Genomic DNA, 25,268 nt, shown 5'->3' on the forward strand with positions numbered 1-25,268 from the left:
TAGAATTAATAACCAGGATTTTGTTGTGACAATCCATTTGATTGTTTGATAAATGCATCTGGAATAGGGAACAATTCATGTTTTCCCGGAACAAATGTTTTTCCATCAACTGCAAAAGCTGCTTGAGCCTGACCAGTTCTAACTAAATCAAAGAATCTGTCATGTTCAAAAGCCATTTCAACTCTTCTTTCCTTCCAGATTGCTGTTCTCACATCTGCTTGAGATACTGCGGTAGTATTGCCTAATCCAGCTCTTTTTCTGATTTGGTTCAATAAAGGAATCGCATCTGAAGTCTGGCCCAATTCATTTAATGCCTCAGCTTTCATCAATACTACTTCTGCATATCTTAAATACTTGATATTTACGTCAGTCTCCCAACCGTTAGTATAGGCAGAAGAGTATGCTTTATAGTTGTATCTAGGGTTTTCAACTGTTGTCGGTACAACTCTACCATCGTACAAAGTTGTTCCTCTAAAAATAATGGTAGCATCTTTTCTAACATCTCCAGGCTCATACGCATTTACTAAACTTTGAGATGGCGTATTGAAACCCCAACCCCATCCGCCGGCACCACGAGCACCTTGAGTATTAGAATATCCTGAAATTCCTTTAGCAGGAGTTGAACCTGTACCTTGAATTTCAAAAATGGACTCGTTATCGTTTTCACCTGCCAATCTAAACATTACGGCATAATCCGGAACAATAGAATATCCTGTAACCAAATTACAGTTGTCTATTACTTTCTGCCAGTTTTCTTGGTATAAATTCACCTTTGCCAACAAAGCATAAGCAGCCCCTTTTGATGCTCTTCCTTTTTCTGAAGCGGAGTAAGCCGATTTCACCGGCAATGCAGCAATAGCATCATTCAAATCATTCTCGATATAAGCATATACTTCATCTGACGACTTACGAGTCAATTGCATGATTCTGTCTGCCTCTGAAGATGGATTTGGCAAATGATCAATAATAGGCACTCCTCCATAGCATTTTACCAAAGTAAAATACATAAAAGCTCTCAAAAATTTGGCTTCTCCGATTAATCTGGCTCGTAAAGCCGGATCTGCCTTGTCTAATTGAGGAATGATATTTAATGCTTGATTACATCTGTTGATCCCGGCATAGTTGGCATTAAAAGTACTTTCGGCAGAAGGATTTGACGCATTATACGTTAAGGCATCCAATACATCTTTATCGGTTCCGGTATCTCCGGGAGACGATCCTTTATCAGCATCATCAGAAGTGATACTGGAAAGACCAATCCATCCGAATGAAGTCATATCCCATTCTAAAAATTTACCGTAGATTGACGTTACAAAAGTTTTTGCTCCTTCATCATTGTTGAACAATTCTAAATCATTGGTAGAAATAGATTCTGTTTGATCTACATCTAAATAATCATCTGCACATCCCGCAAAAAAGAACGTTGAAAGTACAAACGTTGCTATAAATATCTTTTTCATTGTATTAAAATTTTAAATTAGCACCAATAACAAACGATCTCAAAGTAGGATAGGCATCCAATTCAATCCCTTGAGTACCATAAGGATCGCCATTACCATTTAATTCAGGAGAAAAACCAGAGAATTTCTGAGTGATAAATGGGTTTATAGCATTCACATATATTCTGCAAGAATTGATAAACGTTCCTTGTAATGGCAGTTTGTATCCTACAGTAATATTGTTGATTCTAAAAAAGTCTCCCGATTCCAAATAGTAAGTTGAAGCTACCGGAACTTGGTTGAACGCAGCTGGATTTGAAGCGGTTGTATTGTTTGCTGTCCAGAAATCTGTAGCCAATGATTCTTCTATATTTTCCCCGCTAAAACGTTGCGCTTTTTTACCATTGTATACATCTGCACCAGAAGTACCGTATCCGTCAACTGAAAAGTCAAAGTTTTTATAATTCAATCCTAAACTAACTCCATAGGTTGATGTTGGTAAAATTGAACCTACATACTTTTTGTCAGTCTCTCCCAAAACAGCTTGGGTAACTTTTTCACCTGCAGCGTTATAATATAACATTTGACCATTTGTGCTGTCAAAACCGGCATATTCATACATATAGAAACTACCCAACGGCTGGCCTATTGAAGAATTATCCAATAATTTTGTCCATTGTCCGTTTCCAAGACTTCCGCCATTAATTGGAGCAAGGGTAGCATTTTTTAAACTGGTCAATTCATTTTTGTTATTAGAATAATTACCTCCTACCCAGTAACTCAAGTTATCAGATATTTTATCATCCCAACGCAAAGCAACTTCAAAACCTTTATTGGAAACCTCACCCACATGCGCAGGAGAAGAAGTGCTGATACCTGAAGTTAAATAAGGTCTGGTACTCAAAATAACATTAGTTGTCGCTTTATCATACACATCAAAAGATCCTTTCAATCTGCTTTGCAACAATTCAAAATCCAAACCTACAGAAGCTTCTTCCGTAACCTCCCATGATAAACTTGGGTCAATTTGCGAATTAATAGTTGTTCCTTCATACAAAATTGATCCTCCTAAATAACTACTAAGTCCTGAAGCATAAGCTTGATTATTAAGCGGTACATTTTGGTTTCCTAATTTACCCCAACCTCCTCTTAATTTTAATAAGTTGACTAGTTCTACATCAGCCATAAAATCTTCTTTGGTAATGATCCAACCTAAACCAAAAGCCGGAAAAGTTCCCCAACGGTAATCTTTATTAAAATTTGATGAACCATCACGTCTGATTGTTCCAGTCAATAAATATCTGTCCATCAATTTGTATTGAAAACGACCGAAGTAAGAAGCCAATTTAGTTTGATTAAATACTTCATCTTTATAGCTAGTCACAGTTCCTACATAATCAACACCTGATAATGACCAATAATTTTCGTCTGCGTTGACATTTTTTCTGGCAATGGTCAACTTCTCTCTTGCTCCTTTAACAGAAGTTTCAATACCAGCAGTTAACTCAACATCGTGAATGTCAGCAAAAATTTTATTGTAAGTGAAATAGTTTGATAAATTCCAATTGAAATATTCTTCTCTGCCTTTTGTCAATAAATTAACATTGTCAGTAGCAGAATATTCAGAAGCTACACGAGTAGGATCAGCTGCCAACCAGATATTTTTGGTGTCCTCGAAATTGTAATTTTTCCAGGTGTAATATTCTCCGTTAAACTGTGAAGTAAATTTTAATGATTTTACAATTTCATAATCTAATTTCAAACCACCTTGTAACACAATACTTTCCTGCTCTTCATTAAAAAAGTCTAATTGAGCTACAGGGTTCCCAACATTGTTAAATGCAGAACCTGTTGTTCCTGCAAAACCATCTTCACCAACAAAAGGCACTCCGTATTGTCCGTTAGAAAAACGAACCGGAACGATTGGAGATTGTTTGTACGCATTGGTAAACGCACTTAATGGTTTTGGACTTGATTTAGTAGAACTTAAACTGAAATTTTGATTTAAGCTTAATTTTTTAGAAATTTTGAAATCATTATTGTTTCTAAAAGTAGTACGGCTGTAATCTAAACCATTTACAATTCCTTTTTCTTCATAGTTTCCTAAACTGAAAAAGTATTTAATGTTTTCAGTTGATCCGGAAACCGAAGCATTATTTTGAGTATAGCTTCCTGTTCTGGTAATCTCATCAAACCAATCTGTATTTAGAGGCTGATCTTGTGAGAAAGTAGTTGATTGTAAAGCCGAATTAGAATAGTGAGCATATTTATTGCTTCCTGCCATTTTCACTTTTTTTAAAGGCTCTCTAATACCTGTAAAACTTTCAATTTCTACCGTAACCTTGTCGCCTTTTCCTTTTTTAGTTGTAATAATAATTACACCGTTTGCAGCTCTGGTTCCATAAATTGCAAGTGAAGAAGCATCTTTCAAAATCTCATAAGAGGTAATATCATTTGTATTAATGTTATTGATATTTTCTGTAGGCATACCATCAACAATATACAACGGATTTCTTCCTCCTAATGCAGTTCCTAAACCTCTAATAACTACTGAAGGCGTACTTCCTGGCAAGTCTGAAGAAATTACCTGAACACCCGCAGCTTTACCTTGAATGGCTTGCGAAGCATTCAATACTTTGGTTTTTGATATTTCTTCTGCTTTTAATGAAGTAATCGCAGTTGTGTTATCAATTTTCTTTCTGGTTCCATATCCAATGACAACGACTTCTTTCAATTCAGTGTCTTTGGATTCCTTTAAAGTTATAGTCATCGGTTCTGCAGTTGCCGCAATAGATAAAGCGTCAAAACCGACGAAGCTAATTTTTAAGATCTCGCCTACTTTGGCGTTGATCGTAAAACTTCCATCAAAATCGGTATCCGCGGTCGTCTTCGAATCGGCTGCAACAATAAATGCTCCAGGAATTCCAATTCCATTCTGATCTGATACCTTTCCTTTTATTACTTGACCAGACATATATGCCGGAAGTAGAATGAGTGCTAAAAAGCTAAAAATAAAATTTCTCATAGGGTTTGTTAAACGTTTAAGTTAGTTGAGCTAAATTAGGTAAATACAACGTTGTAGTAATCAAAACAGCACTACTACACGAATACATCAAACTGGGATAATTCGTCAACAAATCCTTATTTTAAAGGCTATGAGAAAGGCAATGAAGTACTACATCAGAGAGTGATGATGTAGTGATGATGTGTTGTTATTCTGCAATAAAACTGTAAAAAAACTATATTATTTACAAAAAAACACGCTTTTTTATATGGTTAACAAAAACTTAGAAAGATTTTCTTCTTGTGTAAGGTTTAATTTCTTTCTTAATCGGTAACGATGCAACTCCACTCCCCTGAAGGAAATATTCATCATTGGAGCTATTTCTTTGGAGGAAAGATTCATTTTTAAGTACACACAAAGCTTAATATCCTTTGGAGTCAGATTTGGGTATTTCTTAGAAAGGGCAACAATAAATTCATTATGAATTTGATTCAGATTGGTTTCAAAAATTTCCCATTCATGCTTATTAACCGCATTAATTTTTATGGCTTTTCTAATCTCACTTTTCAGTTTATTAAAATCCGATTCGGTATCTAGAATATTTTGAATGTTTTCAATCATTTCACTTTGCTTCGCAATCGACAGTGATTTACCGGCAACTTCTGATGATTTTGATTGTAATTCAAGTTCCAGAATATGTTTTTCATATTCCTGACTGTTCAATTCATTCTCGGCTTTCAATTCCATCTCCAGAATTTCCTTTTGATGCTTCAATTCTTCTTCTTGCAATTTCAGCTTCTGAATATATTTCATCTTATTCCATTTGTAATACAGGTATAATATCAGCCCCACTACAATCATATATACTAAAATCATCCAAATCGAAAAATACCAAGCTTTGGCAACAACAAATTGAAAATTGGATATTTTATTATAACGCAAACCATCATTATGGTAAATCGTAACCTCATGGGAACCGCTGGTAAGATTATTCAAAAGAATTAATCCTTCCTTTATTGGAATAAATCCGTTCGTCCCATTGATTTTATAAAACAAATCCGGCTTTGTTGCTCCGTAAATCCCAGATATTACATGTAATCTAAGCTCTGAATTATGTTTGATTTTTGATTTATTTTCTACTAAAACACCGTTATTGAAAGCTTCAATCTTTACATTGGTTTTTTTCTTGTTATCATACTTTAATTGAAGGGAAATAAAACCATCATCCAGATTCAAAAGATAATTATCCTTATTCTTGAATACTTTCAGATTATCATTGATAATTTTTCCTTTGTAATATTTCTCCTGAATGATATTCCTGATAAATTTATTACCCTGCGCATCAATATGGTATAGAAGCCCATCTTGAAGTACCATAAAATGATTTTCATCAATAGCGATAATATCTTTGACATTTTTGAAATTGGTATTAAACAATTCATTTGCCTCTAATTGATTGGTGATGGAATTATACGTATACCAGGAATTGTTTATCAAAAACAGGATTTCACTTCTGAATTCGAATATTTTCACACCAAAATCATTACTGATTTTACTACGGTTGGTAACGTTCTCCACTTTGACAGTTTCATACGCATCATTATATAAAATTCGATACAAACCTCTGTTATTATCGGCCGCCCATATTTCATTTTTCCTGTTCTGGGCAACGTACTTAATCGGTTTCCATATTCCTTTTATGGCTATATGTTTACTTAAATCATTCGCATCATTGTAAATAATAACTCCACTGTAGGTAGCTTGCAAATACGAGTTACTGATACTGCTTTTGGCAAAATTCCAACCACCGTTAATGGTACTTAATTTATAGAACAAGCCGTCTTCATAAATGAAAGATCCTTCGTTGTGACCAATGAGGTATTGGTTGTTTATCTTACTGATATTCCAGGCTTGCCCTTGGGTGTTGGGAATCAAAGAAAATTGCTTGCCTTCATATTTAAAAACACCATGATTGGATGCCATCAAATAACCTTTTGGCGTGCTTGCCACCGAATACACCGAACCTAAAATCCCAGAACTGTCATAAAATATAGAAATTGGAGAATTCACCTCGATATGGGCAATCCCATTATCCAGTCCCAGCCATAAATCATTTTCCTTATCCTGACCAATACTCAAAATAGAGTTGTTCATCAAGACATTGTTTCTATTGATGTTTTTATAGGAACCGTCATTCAAGTCCAGAACATAAACCCCTTTATTTGCAGTCCCAATAATCAATTTGTTATTTTTTATAAATTGGGCAACATTAATATTCGCCGATTTTAAAATATCATTTAAACTACTTTTCCAAGGACTCAAAACAGCATTTTCAAGAACATAAACCCCATTCTTTTTTGTAAAAAAATAAGTTTTGTTTTGATACTTTTGAATAGCATGAATAACATTATTTTCTAAAAGAGACAATCCATTTACTTTTTCTATCTCTCCACTAGTCATTTTGTAAATCCCTTTTTCTACTGAAGCAATCAATAACTGATTATCCACAACAAAACAATAGGAAATCAGAAAAGGAATCTTTTTTTCCTTAATTACCTTTCCATTGAATTGAAAAATACCATTGAAAGACTGAAAATAAATTTGGTTATTGAACTTAAATATCTTCCAGATTTCTTCATTGTTTTCTTCATCAAAAACCTTTTTCCCTTTCGAAATGGAAACATAATGCATCTTACCATCTTTTCGGAACCAATACCCGAATTCTTTATAGGAACCAGAATAAATCTTGTCCCCATCTACCATTATGGAACGAATAATGGTTTTGTTGGGTAACGTATATTTCTCCCATTTCACCCCATCGTATCGCAGCAAATAATAATTATTCGCAAAATACATGGCATTGTCTTTTCCTTGTGCTACATTCCAGATCTGATTGTCACCCTGATAATCTGATTTACTGTAATTTTCGACAAAAGGAAGCAACTCTTGGGCAGACAGTTGCAAGGATATAAAAACAAAAAAGAGTATATTAAGTAATTTAGTTTTCAAAACGTGAGGATTTATCTTCAAATATAAATACATTTCTTCAATAAAAAACATAAAAAAAGCCTCTGAATACAGAAGCTTTTAGTGAATTTGGTTCGCTTTTTAGTTCAGAAGTAAATCATGAACTTGATTAGCGATTTCAATTTCTTCATTCGTTGGAATGACCAATATTTTTGTTTTGGAATCGGCAGTATTGATTTCTCTTGTTTCCTTAGAACGGATTTCATTCTTAGCATCGTCCAATGCCAGACCGAAATAATCCATATCCGTACAAACTAATTTTCGGATATAAGAAGAGTTCTCGCCTATTCCTGCCGTAAAAATTATGGCATCGAGTCCGTTTAAAACAGCTGCATAAGAACCTATGTATTTTTTAATTCGATACGCATTCATATCCAAAGCCAATTGGCATTCTTCATTTCCTTGCTCTGCATTTGCTTCAATATCTCTCAAATCGCTGAAACCGGTAAGACCCAGCATACCGCTTTGTTTTTGCAGCAAGGTATTCACGGCATCCAAGGAATACCCCAAAGCATTAACCATATGAAATATAACCGATTGATCGATATCCCCGCATCGGGTTCCCATAATCAGACCATTCATCGGTGCAAAACCAAGGGTGGTATCAACGCTTTTTCCATCTTTAACGGCGGTCATACTACATCCGTTTCCGAGATGAATCGTAATGATTTTTGATGATTCTCCAGCAGCATTTTCATTCAAATAATGAATTGCTTTTTCTGAAACATATTTATGACTCGTTCCATGAAAACCATAAACACGTATTTTATTTTCTGTCAAAAGGGAATTAGGTATCGCATATTTGTGTGCCACAACCGGAATGGTTTGATGAAAAGCCGTGTCAAAAACCGCTATTTGTTTGGCAGTACTAAAAATTTCTTCGGCAACATTTATTCCCTCCAGATTGGCAGGATTATGCAAAGGCGCCAAAGCAGAAAGTTGTTTTATTTTATCCTTTACCTCCGCTGTAATAATTACTGTATTCGAAAAATTACTTCCACCATGTACCACACGATGACCAACAGCGTCAATCTCCGAGGTACTCTTGATAACCCCTACTTTATCATCCATCAACAATTGGGCAATCTTCTGCAAACCTATTTTATGATTAGCAATTGGCAAGGTTTCTTCTACTTTGCCCGTATCAGTCACATAACTGAAATTTGAGGTTTCTAATCCTATTCTGTCTATCATACCACTGCAAATTACTGCATTGGATGGCATGTCTATTAATTGGTATTTTATGGAAGAACTTCCTGAATTTATAATTACAATTTTCATTTATTTATTTTTTTTAGTGAGGTTCTGAGGAACTAAGGTTCTCAGTATCTTAGAATCTCAGCAACTTATTTTACAATCCCTGTGCTTGAATAGCCGTAATCACGACTGTGTTTATAATATCATCAACCGTACAACCGCGACTTAAATCGTTTACCGGTTTGTTCAGACCTTGCAACATTGGTCCAATTGCCAAAGCTCCGGTTTCTCTTTGAACGGCTTTATACGTATTGTTACCTGTATTCAAATCAGGGAAAATCAAAACACTGGCATGACCTGCGACTTCAGAATTTGGCATTTTACTTTGTCCCACTTCCAAGTCAACGGCGGCATCATATTGAATAGGTCCTTCAATTTTCAAATCAGGACGTTTTTGTTTCACGATTTCAGTTGCCTTTCTTACTTTATCAACATCATCTCCTTTTCCGGAAGCACCTGAAGAGTAGGAAAGCATGGCGATTTTAGGTTCAATACCAAATGCCAGACTGGATTCTGCAGAAGAAATGGCAATTTCAGCCAATTGCTCTGCGGTAGGATTCGGATTAATGGCACAATCTCCAAAAATCGAAACACGGTCTTCCAGACACATGAAAAAGATAGACGAAACAACGGAGCAATTTGGTTTAGTTTTAATAAACTGCAAAGCCGGTAAAATGGTGTGCTGCGTAGTATGAGCGGCACCGGAAACCATTCCATCAGCATGTCCTTTGTACACCATCATTGTACCAAAATAAGAAACATCTTCCATCAAATCCCTGGCCATAGCCATCGATACGTTTTTGGCTTTTCGCAACTCATAATAGGTATTTACATAGTCGTCGTAGCATTTCGATTCGATCGGATTGATGATATCCACTTTTGAGAAATCGAAATCTAAACCTAATTCGGCCACCTTACTCTCAATTTGTTTTTTGTTACCAATAATCGAAATATCAACTACATCCATTGACTGCAAACGGGAAGCGGCAATAATAATTCTCTCGTCATTTCCTTCCGGTAAAACAATGTGTTTTCTGTGTTTTTTGGCTCTTTTTACCAAGTTGTATTGGAACATTTTTGGTGTCATTCCTTCAGCTTCAAAAGTAACTACCTTTCGTGCCAAAGTATCCACATCAACATACTTTTCGAAAGTATTTATAGAAGTTTCAATCTTTTGTTTATTGTTGGCGTAAATTTTAGACTTGATCGATCCAATTTTGTTGGTAATATAATAAGTCCCCTCTTCCACTGCGATAATAGGCACAACAGTTGAAAGTCCTTCAATCAGCTTTAAAATACTCTTTTCCGGCAAAATATTCCCTGTTAGCACAATTCCGGCGATAGCAGGATAATTGGCCGATTCATTCGCCTGTAAAGCTCCCAAAATAATGTCGGCCCTGTCCCCTGGAGTGATGACCAAACTGCCGTCTTTAAGGTGAATTAAGTAGTTGCACAATTGCATGGCCCCTACACTAAAATTACTGGTCTGATTATTTAGATAAGTCGCTCCAAACAATACGGTGGCATTCAATTCATTTACAATCTCCTGAATGGTTGGATTATTCAAACTGGATATCACCGGTATCGAATTGATTAATAGACCTGTTGGTAGATTTTTCTTCAATCCTTCGGTTACGAGTTCGATATTATCGGGTTGCACTTTATTGGCAATAACCGCCAATACTTCAACCTCTTTTACTTTGAAAGAATCGTACACGAGGTACAAACTGTCTATTAATTCTTCTAATGTTTTACCAACACCTGAACCTAAAATAATTGTTGGAATTCCAAGATTCTTGGCAATCAAAACATTAATATCCAATTCGATTGCTGTTCCTTCTCCCGTAAAACTGGTTCCTTCGACTAAAACAAAATCGAAACGTTCTTCCAATCGTTTGTATTTTTCAATAATCAAATCGATTACTTCGCCCAGTTTTCCTTTATTCTTCTTCTTGATCAGCTTACTTTTGGTAATGGCATATGCATCTTCAAATTCGATATCCAAACCAAAATGAGAGATGATCGTTTCAATATGATTGTCCAATCCGCCTTCTTCAAAATCTTCTATAATAGGCCTAAAATAACCTACCTTGGCAGTCTTACCAATCAACAAACTCATAATTCCTAAACTGACAATAGATTTACCACAGTTTTGTTCGCTTGTTGCAATATAAATAGCCTTACTCATCTTTATTATTTATTATATTAACTCTTTTTTTCCTTCTTTAAAATCAAAACCAGCGCCTTCTTTTAAAATACAACACCATTCCGACACTGATCAAAAACATAATCCCTACTACAATGTAATAGCCGTTATGGTATCTTAGTTCGGGCATATTGTCAAAATTCATCCCGTAAACCCCCACAATAAAAGTAAGCGGAATAAATATTGCCGAAACAATCGTCAGGGTTTTCATAATCTCATTCATCTTATGCGTCTGTGCCGAGAAAAAGAAATTAGAAGCACTTTCCAGCAATCCCATATCCGACTCAATTTGCTCCAAAAGTTCTAAACTCTTTTGATGCAATCGTGCAAAAAAACTAAAATTCTCAATTTCCATCACATTAAAAACATTGTCATCCTTGATGCTTTTTATCTCATACAAAGAATCCCGAAGCGGAATGATGGAACGTTTTAAAAAATTCAAATTATCCCTGTGTTTTTCAATTCTTTCTAATATTACCGGATCGGTACTTTTCTTGGTCTGATTGATCAACTCTTCAATTTTGTCTTCTTCGTTCTCCAGAGTGACATAAAAATTTTCCATTATCGAATCCAAAAGAATGTACAACAGATAATCTGCTTTTTTAGCCCTTACAATTCCGGAATGTGTCCGAATACGCTCCCGAATATGGGTAAAAAAATCACTTCTTTTTTCCTGAAAAGAAAGCAATACACCATCTTTCAATAAAAAACTAATTTGCTCTACCTTTATATTATCAGAATCCTCAACCGGCAACAGCGATTTGATGTTAAAAAACAGACTAACCGGTGTTTCCTCCAGTTTGGTTCTTCGGTTGGTATTCAAAATATCAGCCAGCATAAAAGTGTCGATATCAAAATAGCCTCCGATAGCCTGAAGCAGCCCAATATTGTTTAATCCGTGTATATTAAGCCAGTTCGATTTTTTGCCAATAATTAATTTATTCAAATCAGCAACCTCAAAATCCTCATATTCCTCCACATCCAAATTATCATACACAAACAACTGCATTTCGGATTCCTTGTCTTTATGAATTCCCGTATATTCTAATTTATAGGGATGCAGCTTCCTACCTTTTCTGTATTTAATTTTTCTCATTCGGCCAAATTTATCTAGTAATATTACGAAAAATATTTCATAAATAGCATCGTTCCTTCTTGCTTTTGGCTCCTCAAAAAATGAAAATTAGATTTTGGCCAATTTCTTATAATAAAGCAAAAGTAGGCAGAAATAACATCCCGTTTTATGAGATAAATCATGTTTAGCTGATAAAAACGTCCTTTTTACTATTTTTTTATTCTTTGTAGAGACGCACTGTAGAGACGCACTGCTGTGCTTCTCTACCTTACATTTATTCCATAAAAAAAACCGAACTATCACTAGTTCGGTTTTCATTTATTATATTGTAGAGACGCGATTAATCACGTCTCTACGAGAAATAATTATTTGACTTCTTCGAATTCAACGTCTTCAACATTGTCTCCTTGTTGTGCATCACCTTGTGGTTGTGCTTCAGCTTGACCTTGTTCACCTTGAGCATACATCGCTTCAGTAGCTTTTTTCCAAGCTGCATTGATGTTGTCAAGAGCCGTTTGAATAGCTGGAATGTCTTGAGATTGGTGAGCCATTCTCAATTCAGTCAATGCATATTCTACAGCAACTTTGTTTTCGTCAGATAATTTGCTTCCAAGTTCTTTCAATTGAGACTCAGTTTGGAAGATCATTCCGTCAGCTTCGTTCAATTTTTCAGCTCTTTCTCTTGCAACTTTGTCAGCATCAGCATTAGCTTCAGCATCTTTTTTCATTTTTTCGATTTCTTCAGCTGTCAATCCAGAAGAAGCTTCGATACGAATGTCATGAGATTTACCAGTTCCTTTGTCAGTTGCAGAAACTTTGATGATACCATTAGCATCAATATCAAAAGTTACTTCAATTTGTGGAACACCTCTTGGTGCTGGTGGAATACCGTCTAAGTGGAAACGACCGATAGTTTTGTTATCAGCAGCCATTGCTCTAGCACCTTGCAATACGTGAATTTCAACAGATGGTTGAGAATCAGCAGCAGTAGAGAATACTTGAGATTTTTTAGTTGGGATAGTAGTGTTAGACTCAATTAAAGTAGTCATTACACCACCCATAGTTTCGATACCTAAAGATAAAGGAGTAACGTCAAGTAACAATACATCTTTTACATCTCCAGATAAAACTCCACCTTGAATAGCAGCTCCAATAGCAACAACCTCATCAGGGTTAACACCTTTAGATGCTTTTTTACCAAAGAATTTTTCTACTTCGTCAGCGATTCTTGGCATACGAGTAGAACCTCCTACAAGGATAACTTCGTCGATATCAGATGTAGATAAACCAGCATCTTTCAACGCTTTAGCAACTGGTGCCATAGAACGTTTTACTAATGCATCAGACAATTGCTCAAATTTAGCTCTTGTCAATTTTTTAACCAAGTGTTTTGGTCCAGAAGCCGTAGCTGTTACGTAAGGCAAATTGATTTCAGTCTCTGCAGAAGAAGACAATTCAATTTTAGCTTTTTCAGCAGCTTCTTTAATACGTTGTAATGACATTGGATCTAAACGTAAATCAATACCTTCTTCAGCTTTGAATTCGTCAGCCAACCAGTCAATAATAGTTTGGTCAAAATCATCACCACCTAAGTGAGTATCACCATTAGTAGACAATACTTCAAAAACTCCGTCTCCTAATTCAAGAACAGAGATATCAAAAGTACCACCACCTAAATCGTATACAGCGATTTTTTGATCTTTACCTTTTTTATCCAAACCATAAGCCAAAGCAGCAGCAGTAGGTTCGTTGATAATACGCATTACTTTAAGACCTGCAATTTCACCAGCTTCTTTAGTAGCTTGACGTTGTGCATCATTAAAGTAAGCAGGAACAGTGATAACTGCTTCAGTAACAGTTTGACCTAAATAGTCTTCAGCTGTTTTTTTCATTTTTTGAAGCGTCATTGCTGACAATTCTTGTGCAGTATATAAACGACCATCAATATCCACACGTGGAGTATTGTTGTCCCCTTTTACTACAGAGTAAGGAACTCTTTTTGCCTCTTCAGTGATTTCAGCAAAAGAATGTCCCATAAAACGTTTAATAGAAGCAATCGTTTTGGTAGGATTTGTTACCGCTTGTCTTTTTGCAGGATCACCTACTTTAATTTCTCCACCTTCAACAAAAGCGATGATAGATGGTGTTGTTCTTTTTCCTTCTGCATTAGGAATAACAACTGCTTCATTACCTTCCATTACAGAAACACAAGAGTTGGTCGTACCTAAATCAATTCCGATTATTTTACCCATTTTTAATATATTTAATTTTATTGTATACTCATTTTAACATCTCGGAGTCGATAAGTCAATCTTTGTGCCAAGACAATGGCAGTCCATAAATTGTCAGTTTTTGTTAAAATTGTCGTAAAATTAGCTGACAAGATGACATTTCATCACTATTTTGGGCGTGCCAGCCATATAAAAAGGGGCTGCTCAACAGCCCGTCTACAAAGCCCCTTTCTATACTGCTGTCGGGCCATCCGCACTACTTCGGTAGTTTGCTGCTGTCCCTCACGCGGCCCCCGGAATAAAAAGAACTTTACGAATCAAATAAGAAATATCTGCATTCAAAACATTGGTCTATAGCAATGGCAAAACAACTGAAATACAAACTCCTCTGAGTAGAAAAAGTGTTCAGCGAATAAAAGTACTTCTGATGATTTGTAGGAATTTTTTATATCTTTGATCAATAAGCACTAATGAAGTGCGACAATCTACCCAAAATTGGGTGCGTACTCGATACTTTGTAGCGAGTATATACCAGTTGTAGGCTATTTTAAAACCGAATCGGAGAATTCAAGAACCTAGCGAAACAAATTATATCGTTTAAAAATAATTAAAACCAAAATATTATGAAAAAAATTATCATCTATGGGTTTCTTGCTATAATTGGAATTTTTATGCTTTCATGCACTAAAAGTGCAGATGAGGATATTATTGGAAAATGGGATGACAATATTAAATTATCTCAAAAAACAGCAACACTAAGTTCCAATTTGAATTCTATCACCATTACGACCGAATCAATATATTGGTGGTTGGATGGTATTTCTCTTGATAACAACAAGATTGATTTGTCAAACATCGACAGACATTCTAAAAATTTTGTGATTACAAATTCCGATTTCCAAGTTGAACGAAAAGAAGACGGAAAAAAAATTATTATTACATTAAATCAAAACAATACTAATTCTGAAAGAATTCTAGTTATAAGTATGCAAAATGGAGATTATTATGACGGAGTGAAAATAATACAGGCTAAATAAAAAAACAGCCTACAACAGCTACTACAACGGATTTGACCAATAGGCTTAATGGAAAAATGGTTTTGTATCTTTGAGGTCAGTGCAAAACCGAAAGTTTCGGCTTCTTTAGTCCGCAACAGACGTAAAGCCTGGGGACGTTAGCAGAAAGTTTACCAGAAACGCAAACAAAACCAAAATGAAATCAATAGTTCAACATTTAAGAGAGGGAAAAAACTTAACCCAGACCGAACTTGCCGAAAAAAGTGGACTTTCGTTAAGGACAATTCAAAGGATTGAAGCTGGAAATATCCCAAAAGGATTTACATTGAAAGCACTGGCAAATGTCTTTAAAACTGAGCCTGAAAAACTAATACCTTTCAAAGAGATTACAAAACTTGACAGAGCAAAATTGATTAATTTTTCTAGTTTATTTGGACTTGTAATACCTTTTGGAGGAGTTATATTCCCATTAATCTTGACCTACAAAACAAACGACCCAAAAAACAAAGAACTTGGAAAAAGTATAGTAAGTGTTCAAATTCTAATTGCAGTTGCACTATCTGTTTCTCAAATCGTAAGCCCATTCATTCAAAAAGGGTTATCACTACATTTTCCGCTTTTTATATTTCCATTATTATTAATTATTTGTCTGAAATTATTAGTTGTTATTGTAAACGGTATAAGTTTAAACAGCAAAAACGATTTACATAAAATACTGAAAATAAATTATTTATAGATACTATTATTCAATTGACGTAAAAATGGCGTATTGCTTTTGCAAAGAAATTGTTTCCTAAAACAGAAATTTGCAAAAAAAATAATCTAATGAAAGTTTTAAAGAAAATTGTGTTGGCTTTTTTGGTAGTTTTGGTTTTAGCTGTACTTGGTGGCTATATTTATTTTGACCAAAAATTTACTCCAGAAAAAAATTATTTGACAGTAGATAATGAAAGTGGTTTCATACCATTTAAGTGGTTGGGTTCTGAAAAAAATGCTTTGTTGCTCCCTATACATTTTCCGAATGACACAATAACTTACTATTTGCAATTTGACACCGGTTCGCCTTATACTGTATTTTACTCAAATTCAATTAAAAAAATTAGCCAAATCTCAGTAAATAAAGAACTTGCAAAAACTTCTTTCTACATTGGGAAAACAAAAATTACTTCCGATAAATTCAAAATTTATAATCACGTAAATGATAATAATAATGATTCTATAAAAATAATTGGAACTATTGGAGCAGACATTTTAGAAAATAGAAAAACAATCATCAATTTTAAAGAAAATAATATTGCTTTAAATTTATCTAAAGCGCCCTCTCGATTTCAAACCAAATTATTTGATTTTAAATTCAAAAAAAGAAAAATAATCGTTAAAGGTTTTCTAAAAGGACAAGAGGAAAATTTTTTATTTGATTCAGGTACAAGCGCCTATGAATTATTAACCAACAAAGAAGTATGGGAAAGCTTGAAACTACCAAATTCAAAAAATAACATTGAAAAATCACAATCTTGGAATAATGTTTTGACTACATTTACTGCAAACTGTAACCAAAAAATAAAATTTGACACACAAGAAATACCTCTAAATAATGTTACTTATGTGGAAGGATTTTCGCAAGTTCAATATTCAATGATGAAATTTTCGGGAATGACAGGAATGCTGGGAAATAAAATATTTTTAAATAATAGTTTGTACATTGACTGTACACAAAACAAAATGGGAATTGAATAAAAAACCTCCTGCTAACAGCTACTACAACGGATTTGGGCAATAGGCTTAATGAAAAATGGTTTTGTATTCGGGAGATTTACTTCTTCTATTCGCTATCGCTCGGGTGGCAAATCCGAATAATGAACTTAATTTAGACCCAAACCCGCTGTAGTACCAGAACGTTGTAGGCAATGCTAACGAAGACCAAGACAATTCAAAACAATTTTTAAATTAAACCAAAATGAACATTAACTTATTTCTTTGGTTATTATTAATAACTTTACCAGAAATGGTATTTTCTCAATCGGCCGACTTTACCATTCAAGACGTAAAGTTTGAAAGTCAAGGCGTCACTCTTGCAGGCTCGATTTTAACGCCTAAAAAAACATTTGCAGCAGTTGTAATTGTTCATGGGTCTGATCCTGTAAAAAGAGAAATGGAGTTCGCTAAACGTCTTGCCAAAGAAGGTATTGCTGTATTGACATATGATAAACGTGGAGTTGGAGAATCAGGCGGTGTATATGTAGGACCATCTGTTGGCACGAATAATATTGACACTACTAATCTTAATTTATTATCTCAAGATGCAAGTTCAGCAGTAAATACATTTCGAACCTATTTGAAAAATAAAAAAACACCAATTGGATTAGTTGGCTTCAGTCAAGCAGGATGGATAATCCCAATTGCTGCAAGTAAAAATCCACAAATAGAATTTATGGTTTTATTTAGTTGCCCTACAATTACAACTCTAGAACAACTTCGATTTCAGTTTTATACTAATGGAAACAATGATTTTTGGGAAAATCATACAGAATCAGATGCTCGTGAGCATACTAAAAATGACCCAGACAGGTATCAATTCGTGGCGACTGACCCAAAAATTTATCTGAATACTCTTTCAATTCCAGGACTTTGGCTTTTTGGCGAGAAAGATATACAGATTCCAGTAAAGTTATGTATGGAGCAATTAAATACATTGAAAGCTCAAGGCAAACCTTTCGAATATACCTTGTTTTCAACATTAGGACACAATACTGCTTCTGGCAATATTACAGCACCAGTTGATATTTCAATTCAGTGGATAAAACAGAAAGCTTTGAACATTAAGAAGTCTAAAGTATCAAAATAAGACCTACAACAGCTACTACAACGGATTTGGGCAATAGGCCGTTAATATTGAATAAACTAATCAATTCTATATTGCAATGACATTAGAAGATTTAGGATATAATGATAAACTTGAAAAATTAAGGAATGAGAATAACCTTAAACAGTTTGAGATTGGAAGAGTTATATCAGAACATAAAGAAAGATATATTGTAAAGACTGAGAAAGGAGAATTTGAAGCCGAGATAACAGGTAATTTACGATTTTCATCAAAAAGTCGTGAAGATTTTCCAGCCGTTGGCGATTGGGTTGCAATAACAATTCATGATTCAGATTTTTCCATTATTCACAGCATATTACCGAGATTCTCTGTTATTTCCAGACAGGACGTTGGTAAATTCGGAGAGATACAAATAATAGCAACAAATATTGATTATGCATTATTGGTGCAGGCCGCTGATAGGGATTTCAATATTAATAGACTTGAAAGATACCTGACCATTTGTAATTCATCAAAGGTGAGTCCCATTATAGTGCTCACTAAGATTGATTTAATTGATAAACCGCGGACATTTGAGATATTGGAGAAAATAAAAGCTCGAATTAATAATGTTCCGATTATTGCAATAAGTAACGAATCACAAGATGGGTACGACAAAATAAAAGCGATTATTGAAAAAGGTAAAACATATTGTATGCTTGGTTCTTCAGGTGTTGGAAAATCCACTTTATTAAACAATCTTTCCGGAAAATCTTTAATGCGAACAGATACAATCAGCCAGAGTACAAATAAAGGGAAACACGTTACAAGTCACAGAGAATTAGTTATTCTTGAAAATGGAGGAATATTAATTGATAATCCAGGAATGAGAGAAGTAGGTATTGCTGATTCAACAAGCGGGTTAGAAAATACATTTGATATGATTATCAGGCTTTCTCAGAATTGTAAGTTCAAATATTGTACTCATACGAATGAGATAGGCTGTGCTGTTATTGAAGCCATTGAAAAGGGAGAAATAGACCGTGCTTCATATGATAATTACCTGAAATTAGAAAAAGAGAAAGCTCATTTTGAATCTTCCGTTGCCGAAAGACGGAAAAAAGATAAGGAATTCGGAAAAATAGTAAAGAATTACAAAAAGAACATCAATAAGAAAAAATGAAGTTCTAAGAAAAGAAGCCCGAACCGCTAACATGCGTTTGGCATCATGCTGGGTGAAGTGGTTAAATTCAAGTTCAGTTTTCAAATCAACTTTAGTGCTGGGTTGACAGTTTGGTGCTTCGAAATCCCGCACGAACGCCAAGCGCCAAAACGTTGACGGTAATGCTACAAAAAACAACTACAAAAAATACAATGAATAAAATTCTAAAAATAGTAGGACTACTGATTTTGACATTAATATTAAGTGCTGTCGCCTACTATTTCTATTTGACTGACTTCGGTCGTAAGAGCATTTTATCAAATGAACCAAGAGGACCAAAATTTGAAATTCCAATTACATATAATATTGGTTGGTGGTCGGACCAAAAAGCACTTTTCGTTAACAGTTTCAAAGTTGAAATTGTTGAAAGTAAACTAAACTTATTGAACAGTAAATCACTAATATCTTACCAAGTTGGCGGACAATTAAACTATCAAGGACACTGGCAGCCTAAAATAGAAGAAGTTCATATTTCGGAACGTTTAAACAATGACACGACAATGAACTTTGACAGAATTATAGAAATCACGCCAATAATTAAAAAAACAGAAAACAGGAATGTGAACGGTGGTTCTGAAAAATTTGAATTTAAAAACGAACACACAATCACTTCAAACCATTGGGGAATAAACAGAATAAAGTTTGTATGTGGCCAAAAGGAACAAATAATTGAATTACAACAAAGCAAATAAATACTACTATTAGCAATAAATCTACCTTGCAAGCTCAGCACTAGCAATGAATTACAAAACATAGTAAGCAAATCAAAATAACACAATATGACAATGGAAAATAAAAAAGAGTTGTCACCAGAACAACTTACAGCACTACTCAGTGTATTAGAAAACCGTTTTGAGAAAAACATGAACCGCCATAACGGTCTTGAATGGGCTAAAGTACAGGCAAAACTGCAAGCTTCCCGAGACTTCGGACCTGAAAAACTATGGTCGCTCCATGAAATGGAAAGAACTGGCGGTGAACCGGATGTTGTGGGCTATGATAAAAAGACGGATGAATATATTTTTTATGATTGTTCTACAGAAAGTCCTAAAGACCGCAGAAGTGTTTGTTATGACCTTGAAGCGCAAGAATCAAGGAAAGAACACAAACCGGCAAATAACGCAATTGGTATGGCTGCTGCCATGGGCATCGAACTATTAACAGAAGAACAATATAGGGAGTTGCAGAAACTTGGAAATTTCGATACAAAAACATCGAGCTGGATAAAAACACCTTCGGAGATTAGAAAACACGGCGGTGCTCTCTTTGCTGATTTCCGCTATAACCATGTATTTGTGTATCACAACGGCGCACCCTCTTACTACAGTGCCAGAGGATTCAGAGCTTCACTAAGGGTTTAGACAATCCACCGATAAAATTATAATGAAAAAAGAGGGCCAAAAAGCCCTCTCCTTTATGCAATTATTATTGCAGTCATTTCGTGTACTCGTCTCTAATTAAACACTTTCCTCTAAATAAGCTGGATCAAATTCCATAGTATCTTCTACCTCTTCTATTACTGGTCTGGAAGCTTTCAGTGCATTGAATCTTTCCAATTGTTCTGTTTCCCCTTCTTCCCCACTGAAATAAGGAAAAACATCCATAATCGGTGATTCTGAAATCGCAGGTATTGTATAGTCTCCCATCGTACCTTTCATAACGTGAGTGGTATTATCAAAAGCTTCTTTTACGTCATTGGCCTGCACTAACAGATACATATTCGACTTTCGTTCTTTGCCGCTTTCTTCATCATAAGCCAATAAAGAAACCTTTGATCTAAACCAACGGTCCGCATTTTCGAAAGGGTGTATCTCTGCAAAATTAGCCACTTTTATATTCATGATTTTAAATTCTTCACTAATATAAGCAGACATCTCTTCGTTAATTCTGCTTTCTGCTTCCGTATAGGATAAAGCATCTACCAGATAAGGTTCTGTCGTAATCTTTTGTCCGCCAGTTTCATCTGTTTTTCTATATTTTACTTTGCATTCATACCAAATTGTGCTCATCTCTTTTTTTTTAAGGATGCCAAAGATAGATTTTTAAGGAAATTAAATCCACAATTCATAAAATAGATATTCACAATTTCGAATGGTAGTCGGCCTTGATTTTTCGGTCTTTTAGAATCCCTATTTCGTGTGGCTTTAAAAGATTTGGCCTCGGACTTCGCAACATACATTGGCCAAGTTGAGATTCCAACTTCATCGGGATTGACAAAATCAGGTGGTCAATTCCTGAACTTACTGACGTGGGGTTCGCGTGAAGGATGGAAGCGGCATCCTTTTCTTTTTTTTCTTTAAAAAAAGAAAAGATACAGCGGACAGCCTGACCTCGTTGCTTGAAAAATACTGTTGTGAATCAGAATCTTGTGCAACGGGGTCACGCCCTACAGCTAACAATGCATAAGAAACTATTGTAGTCCTTAGTTTCCGGACTGATTACTTGGTCTGTTCGCTTTGCCTGTATGAAAATCCGCATTATCTTTGCCTACAAGAAACATCCATAAATAACACCCCATGGCTACATTTAGCAAACAGTTGTCCTTTCGTTGGTCTGATTTAGATCCAAATTTTCACTTACGTCACAGTGCCTATTATGATTTTGGAGCACAACACCGTGTTGAGATTCTGGAGCAATTAGGATTAACATTACGAGTAATGCAAAAAGAACATATTGGTCCCATATTGTTTAGAGAAGAATGTGTTTTTAGAAAAGAAATTAATCTTTCTGACGTAATTACCATGCAAACCAAAATGGCAAAAATGAAAGCCGATGCGTCTCGCTGGTCTATCGTTCATGAGTTTTATAAAGAGGATGTTTTGTGTGCCGTTATTACGGTAGATGGCGCCTGGATGGATACTAAACTCCGTAAACTGGCCACTCCTACCCCACAAATTGTTGTGGATGCACTAAGTATTTTTCCAAAAACAGCTGATTTTATTAGTCTGTAATTAATCATTATCAAATTCCTGTTGAATTATGTTCACAATTGATCAAATAAAAGAAGCTCATGCAAAAGTTAAATCTGGTGCGGACTTCCCTGCTTACATTCAGGATTTAATTGCCTTAGGCGTAAAAGGCTATGATACCTTTGTCAATGACGGCCATGTTGAATATTTTGGTGCCGATGATTTTCGAGCGACAGCAACTGAAACGTATAACAGCATCAGTATTGCTCCCGCAGCCAACAAAGAACGATTTATTGAATTTCTGGTTATGCACCAAGACGGTCAAACCGATTACCTCAGTTTTTGTAATCATGCTGCCCAATGCGGAATTGCGAAATGGAGCGTCAATATTATTGAAATGACCTGTACGTATTTTGACCAATCCGGTGCCGAAATTTTAATTGAAAAAATTCCGACTTAGATTTATCTTAAAAAAACGTTGCACCGCAAAACAATTGAGTTTAGTGTTAACAAATAGACTTTTGAATTCACCATTAAGGCATTAAATTAAGCTTACTGCTGGATGTAATGGTTATTCTAATTTTGAATAGAATACATAGGAAAAGTCGTAAAACAAAAAAGGTGGTCCAGAAATAGACCACCTTTTTAATAATATAAAATACAGTTCTTTACTTCAAATCAAAGCGATCCAGATTCATCACCTTGGTCCAGGCCGCCACAAAATCCTGAACGAACTTCTCTTGTGAATCCTCACAGCCATACACCTCAGCGATAGCACGAAGCTCTGAGTTCGAACCGAAGATAAGATCAACACGGGTTCCTGTCCATTTCAATGCACCGGTCTTACGATCACGACCTTCAAATGCTTCTTGGGAATCCGAAGAGGCTTTCCAGGTTGTACCCAAATCAAGTAAATTCACGAAAAAATCATTAGTCAATGACCCAGGACGAGCAGTAAATACACCATGTTTAGACTGATCGAAGTTCGTATTAAGAACACGTAAACCACCAACGAGCACAGTCATCTCAGGTGCTGTCAACGTCATCAGTTGAGCCTTATCGATCAGCATTTCTTCTGCTGATACCGTATATTGCGTTTTCATGTAGTTGCGGAACCCATCCGCTTCAGGTTCAAGGACAGCAAAAGATTCCACATCTGTTTGTTCTTGTGAAGCATCTGCTCTTCCTGGTGTAAAGGGAACAGTTATATTTTGCCCTACTTGCTGAGCAGCTTTCTCAATTCCGGCACATCCTGCCAAAACGATTAAGTCGGCTAATGATACCTGTTTTCCGCCGGACTGTGCACTATTAAATGCAGACTGAATCCCCTCAAGAGTCGCTAGAACAGCCGATAATTGAGCCGGATTGTTGACTTTCCAATCTTTTTGCGGACTCAAACGAAGGCGAGCACCATTGGCACCGCCGCGTTTATCAGAACCACGGAAGGTTGATGCTGACGCCCAAGCTGTGGATACCAGTTGAGACACAGACAATCCAGAAGCCAGTATTTTAGCCTTTAAGACAGCAATATCATTATCATCAATTAGTTTGTACGTCACCGCTGGAATAGGGTCTTGCCAGATCAGTTCTTCCTTAGGTACCTCTGGGCCGAGATAACGTGCGATTGGCCCCATGTCACGGTGTGTTAATTTGAACCAGGCACGTGCGAATGCATCAGCAAACGCATCCGGATTTTCAAAAAATCTTCTTGAAATCGGCTCATAAATAGGATCTACACGCAAAGAAAGGTCGGTGGTAAGCATGAATGGAGCATGTTTTTTTGATGGATTATGAGCATCCGGCACTGTCCCTGCTCCCGCTCCTCCTTTGGGTTTCCACTGATGCGCACCGGCCGGACTTTTGTCCAGCTCCCATTCGAAACCGAAAAGGTTTTCAAAATAATTGTGACTCCATTTTGTAGGTGTAGTTGTCCAAGCACCCTCTAAACCACTGGTAATTGTGTTTTCACCATTTCCTGTGCCAAATGTATTTTTCCATCCAAGGCTTTGCTCTTCAATACTTGCAGCTGCAGGTTCAGGACCAACATACTTACTTGGATCCGCTGCACCATGAGTTTTACCGAAAGTATGCCCACCGGCAATCAGCGCAACCGTTTCTTCATCATCCATAGCCATTCGGCCAAAGGTTTCCCGAATGTCAATTGCCGCTGCCAACGGATCAGGGTTTCCGTTCGGTCCTTCAGGATTCACATAAATAAGTCCCATTTGCACGGCAGCCAAAGGATTTTCCAGATCACGCTCACCAGTATAACGTTTATCATCCAGCCACTTTCCTTCAGAACCCCAATAAATATCTTCCGCAGGTTCCCAAACATCTTCACGTCCGCCACCGAAACCGAAAGTCTTGAAGCCCATTGACTCAAGAGCACAGTTTCCGGTAAGAATCATCAAGTCAGCCCAGGAAATTTTCTTACCATATTTCTTTTTGATTGGCCATAACAACAAACGAGCCTTGTCGAGGTTTGCATTGTCAGGCCAGCTGTTAAGTGGTGCAAATCGTTGGGTACCAAAACCTCCACCGCCACGGCCATCAGCGATACGATATGTTCCTGCACTATGCCATGCCATTCGGATGAAGAACGGTCCGTAGTGACCATAGTCGGCTGGCCACCAGTCCTGTGATGTGGTCATTAAATCGTAGATGTCTTTCTTCACAGCAGCCAGATCGAGGCTCTTAAAAGCTTCGGCATAATTGAACGTCTCCCCCATCGGATTGGACAGTGAAGAGTGCTGGCGAAGGATGTTTAATTTTAATTGATTGGGCCACCAGTCTTCGTTTCTGGTGCCAGAGCCGGCGCTTTGTTTTGGACTCCCTCCTGAAAACGGACATTTACTTTCTCCCATAGTGTTCTGATTTTTGCTATTTTCCATAATGCGATGATTTTTAAAAACTTACTCTACGAATTTACCAATTATTTTTTATCTAAAATACTTTTTTCATAGATAAAAACTATAATTGTTTGCTCAAATTCGATATTTTAACCTCTTACATAAAAAAAGAATTGTTCATAAAGGCACACATGTCATCATAAGCAGCTACATCTGTTTCTAACGCAATT

General features: G+C 36.0%; 18 protein-coding genes. 9 read left to right on the top strand and 9 right to left on the bottom strand.

All coding sequences use genetic code 11. From position 1 onward, the window contains the following. Nucleotides 1-5 precede the first annotated feature (5 nt). From ABEB23_RS06090 to dnaK, 7 genes are all read right to left on the bottom strand, one after another. Nucleotides 6-1,460 carry a RagB/SusD family nutrient uptake outer membrane protein gene (locus tag ABEB23_RS06090; RefSeq protein WP_348811560.1) on the bottom strand — a complete coding sequence of 485 codons (1,455 nt, stop codon included), beginning with the start codon at nucleotides 1,458-1,460 and terminating at the stop codon, nucleotides 6-8. Between the two features lie 4 nt (nucleotides 1,461-1,464). Further along, the gene (locus ABEB23_RS06095) at nucleotides 1,465-4,464 is read right to left on the bottom strand and encodes a SusC/RagA family TonB-linked outer membrane protein (protein WP_348811561.1); all 3,000 of its coding nucleotides are present in this window, start codon (nucleotides 4,462-4,464) and stop codon (nucleotides 1,465-1,467) included. A gap of 243 nt (nucleotides 4,465-4,707) precedes the next feature. Then, a complete protein-coding gene (locus tag ABEB23_RS06100) occupies nucleotides 4,708-7,452 on the bottom strand; it encodes a helix-turn-helix and ligand-binding sensor domain-containing protein (RefSeq protein ID WP_348811562.1) in 2,745 nt (914 codons plus the stop codon). Nucleotides 7,453-7,551: 99 nt separating this feature from the next. Beyond that, nucleotides 7,552-8,751, bottom strand: coding sequence for an acetate/propionate family kinase (locus tag ABEB23_RS06105; protein ID WP_348811563.1), 1,200 nt, complete (start codon nucleotides 8,749-8,751; stop codon nucleotides 7,552-7,554). Between the two features lie 70 nt (nucleotides 8,752-8,821). Further along, nucleotides 8,822-10,915: a phosphate acetyltransferase gene (gene pta, locus ABEB23_RS06110; protein WP_348811564.1), complete on the bottom strand. Its 2,094-nt coding sequence runs from the start codon at nucleotides 10,913-10,915 to the stop codon at nucleotides 8,822-8,824. Nucleotides 10,916-10,958: 43 nt separating this feature from the next. Then, a complete protein-coding gene (corA, locus tag ABEB23_RS06115; RefSeq protein ID WP_348811565.1) occupies nucleotides 10,959-12,029 on the bottom strand; it encodes a magnesium/cobalt transporter CorA in 1,071 nt (356 codons plus the stop codon). A 344-nt stretch (nucleotides 12,030-12,373) separates the two neighbouring features. Beyond that, nucleotides 12,374-14,260, bottom strand: a complete 1,887-nt coding sequence (gene dnaK / locus ABEB23_RS06120) for a molecular chaperone DnaK (RefSeq protein ID WP_348811566.1) — start codon at nucleotides 14,258-14,260, stop codon at nucleotides 12,374-12,376. Nucleotides 14,261-14,862: 602 nt separating this feature from the next. On the opposite strand from dnaK, the gene ABEB23_RS06125 reads away from it, so the two are divergent. The 7 genes from ABEB23_RS06125 to ABEB23_RS06155 all read left to right on the top strand — a co-directional run bounded on the left by ABEB23_RS06125 (nucleotide 14,863) and on the right by ABEB23_RS06155 (nucleotide 20,641). Then, nucleotides 14,863-15,276, top strand: coding sequence for a hypothetical protein (locus ABEB23_RS06125; protein WP_348811567.1), 414 nt, complete (start codon nucleotides 14,863-14,865; stop codon nucleotides 15,274-15,276). A gap of 175 nt (nucleotides 15,277-15,451) precedes the next feature. After that, nucleotides 15,452-15,991 carry a helix-turn-helix domain-containing protein gene (locus ABEB23_RS06130; protein WP_348811568.1) on the top strand — a complete coding sequence of 180 codons (540 nt, stop codon included), beginning with the start codon at nucleotides 15,452-15,454 and terminating at the stop codon, nucleotides 15,989-15,991. 89 nt (nucleotides 15,992-16,080) lie between these two features. Then, on the top strand, nucleotides 16,081-16,992 hold the full coding sequence (locus ABEB23_RS06135) for a hypothetical protein (protein WP_348811569.1): 912 nt from the start codon (nucleotides 16,081-16,083) through the stop codon (nucleotides 16,990-16,992). Nucleotides 16,993-17,212: 220 nt separating this feature from the next. Continuing rightward, nucleotides 17,213-18,100, top strand: a complete 888-nt coding sequence (locus tag ABEB23_RS06140) for an alpha/beta hydrolase family protein (protein ID WP_348811570.1) — start codon at nucleotides 17,213-17,215, stop codon at nucleotides 18,098-18,100. 76 nt (nucleotides 18,101-18,176) lie between these two features. After that, complete coding sequence (gene rsgA / locus ABEB23_RS06145; RefSeq protein WP_348811571.1) at nucleotides 18,177-19,241, top strand: ribosome small subunit-dependent GTPase A; 1,065 nt, start codon at nucleotides 18,177-18,179, stop codon at nucleotides 19,239-19,241. A gap of 191 nt (nucleotides 19,242-19,432) precedes the next feature. After that, the gene (locus ABEB23_RS06150; protein ID WP_348811573.1) at nucleotides 19,433-19,972 is read left to right on the top strand and encodes a hypothetical protein; all 540 of its coding nucleotides are present in this window, start codon (nucleotides 19,433-19,435) and stop codon (nucleotides 19,970-19,972) included. 93 nt (nucleotides 19,973-20,065) lie between these two features. Next, entirely contained in the window at nucleotides 20,066-20,641 is a 576-nt protein-coding gene (locus ABEB23_RS06155) for a DUF4256 domain-containing protein (RefSeq protein ID WP_348811574.1), read from the top strand. A 96-nt stretch (nucleotides 20,642-20,737) separates the two neighbouring features. On the opposite strand, the gene ABEB23_RS06160 is transcribed toward ABEB23_RS06155, so the two are convergent. Then, on the bottom strand, nucleotides 20,738-21,289 hold the full coding sequence (locus tag ABEB23_RS06160) for a DUF4494 domain-containing protein (RefSeq protein ID WP_348811575.1): 552 nt from the start codon (nucleotides 21,287-21,289) through the stop codon (nucleotides 20,738-20,740). A gap of 507 nt (nucleotides 21,290-21,796) precedes the next feature. Here ABEB23_RS06160 and ABEB23_RS06165 point away from each other — a divergent pair. Next, nucleotides 21,797-22,231 carry an acyl-CoA thioesterase gene (locus ABEB23_RS06165; RefSeq protein WP_348811577.1) on the top strand — a complete coding sequence of 145 codons (435 nt, stop codon included), beginning with the start codon at nucleotides 21,797-21,799 and terminating at the stop codon, nucleotides 22,229-22,231. A 28-nt stretch (nucleotides 22,232-22,259) separates the two neighbouring features. Then, nucleotides 22,260-22,649: a DUF1398 domain-containing protein gene (locus ABEB23_RS06170; protein ID WP_348811578.1), complete on the top strand. Its 390-nt coding sequence runs from the start codon at nucleotides 22,260-22,262 to the stop codon at nucleotides 22,647-22,649. Between the two features lie 208 nt (nucleotides 22,650-22,857). On the opposite strand, the gene katG is transcribed toward ABEB23_RS06170, so the two are convergent. Beyond that, the gene (gene katG, locus ABEB23_RS06175; protein WP_348811580.1) at nucleotides 22,858-25,080 is read right to left on the bottom strand and encodes a catalase/peroxidase HPI; all 2,223 of its coding nucleotides are present in this window, start codon (nucleotides 25,078-25,080) and stop codon (nucleotides 22,858-22,860) included. Nucleotides 25,081-25,268: the final 188 nt, after the last annotated feature.

It is taken from the genome of Flavobacterium maritimum (genome assembly GCF_040049085.1).
Lineage (GTDB): Bacteria > Bacteroidota > Bacteroidia > Flavobacteriales > Flavobacteriaceae > Flavobacterium > Flavobacterium maritimum.

Excerpts from the sequence above, each read along its gene's own strand:
- ABEB23_RS06135 (WP_348811569.1), top strand. The coding sequence starts at position 16,081 with ATGAAAGTTTTAAAGAAAATTGTGTTGGCTTTTTTGGTAGTTTTGGTT.
- ABEB23_RS06165 (WP_348811577.1), top strand. The coding sequence starts at position 21,797 with ATGGCTACATTTAGCAAACAGTTGTCCTTTCGTTGGTCTGATTTAGAT.
- dnaK (WP_348811566.1), bottom strand. The coding sequence starts at position 14,260 with ATGGGTAAAATAATCGGAATTGATTTAGGTACGACCAACTCTTGTGTT.
- ABEB23_RS06170 (WP_348811578.1), top strand. The coding sequence starts at position 22,260 with ATGTTCACAATTGATCAAATAAAAGAAGCTCATGCAAAAGTTAAATCT.
- katG (WP_348811580.1), bottom strand. The coding sequence starts at position 25,080 with ATGGAAAATAGCAAAAATCAGAACACTATGGGAGAAAGTAAATGTCCG.
- ABEB23_RS06130 (WP_348811568.1), top strand. The coding sequence starts at position 15,452 with ATGAAATCAATAGTTCAACATTTAAGAGAGGGAAAAAACTTAACCCAG.
- ABEB23_RS06095 (WP_348811561.1), bottom strand. The coding sequence starts at position 4,464 with ATGAGAAATTTTATTTTTAGCTTTTTAGCACTCATTCTACTTCCGGCA.
- pta (WP_348811564.1), bottom strand. The coding sequence starts at position 10,915 with ATGAGTAAGGCTATTTATATTGCAACAAGCGAACAAAACTGTGGTAAA.
- ABEB23_RS06140 (WP_348811570.1), top strand. The coding sequence starts at position 17,213 with ATGAACATTAACTTATTTCTTTGGTTATTATTAATAACTTTACCAGAA.
- corA (WP_348811565.1), bottom strand. The coding sequence starts at position 12,029 with ATGAGAAAAATTAAATACAGAAAAGGTAGGAAGCTGCATCCCTATAAA.
- ABEB23_RS06125 (WP_348811567.1), top strand. The coding sequence starts at position 14,863 with ATGAAAAAAATTATCATCTATGGGTTTCTTGCTATAATTGGAATTTTT.
- ABEB23_RS06105 (WP_348811563.1), bottom strand. The coding sequence starts at position 8,751 with ATGAAAATTGTAATTATAAATTCAGGAAGTTCTTCCATAAAATACCAA.
- ABEB23_RS06150 (WP_348811573.1), top strand. The coding sequence starts at position 19,433 with ATGAATAAAATTCTAAAAATAGTAGGACTACTGATTTTGACATTAATA.
- ABEB23_RS06090 (WP_348811560.1), bottom strand. The coding sequence starts at position 1,460 with ATGAAAAAGATATTTATAGCAACGTTTGTACTTTCAACGTTCTTTTTT.
- ABEB23_RS06155 (WP_348811574.1), top strand. The coding sequence starts at position 20,066 with ATGGAAAATAAAAAAGAGTTGTCACCAGAACAACTTACAGCACTACTC.
- ABEB23_RS06160 (WP_348811575.1), bottom strand. The coding sequence starts at position 21,289 with ATGAGCACAATTTGGTATGAATGCAAAGTAAAATATAGAAAAACAGAT.
- rsgA (WP_348811571.1), top strand. The coding sequence starts at position 18,177 with ATGACATTAGAAGATTTAGGATATAATGATAAACTTGAAAAATTAAGG.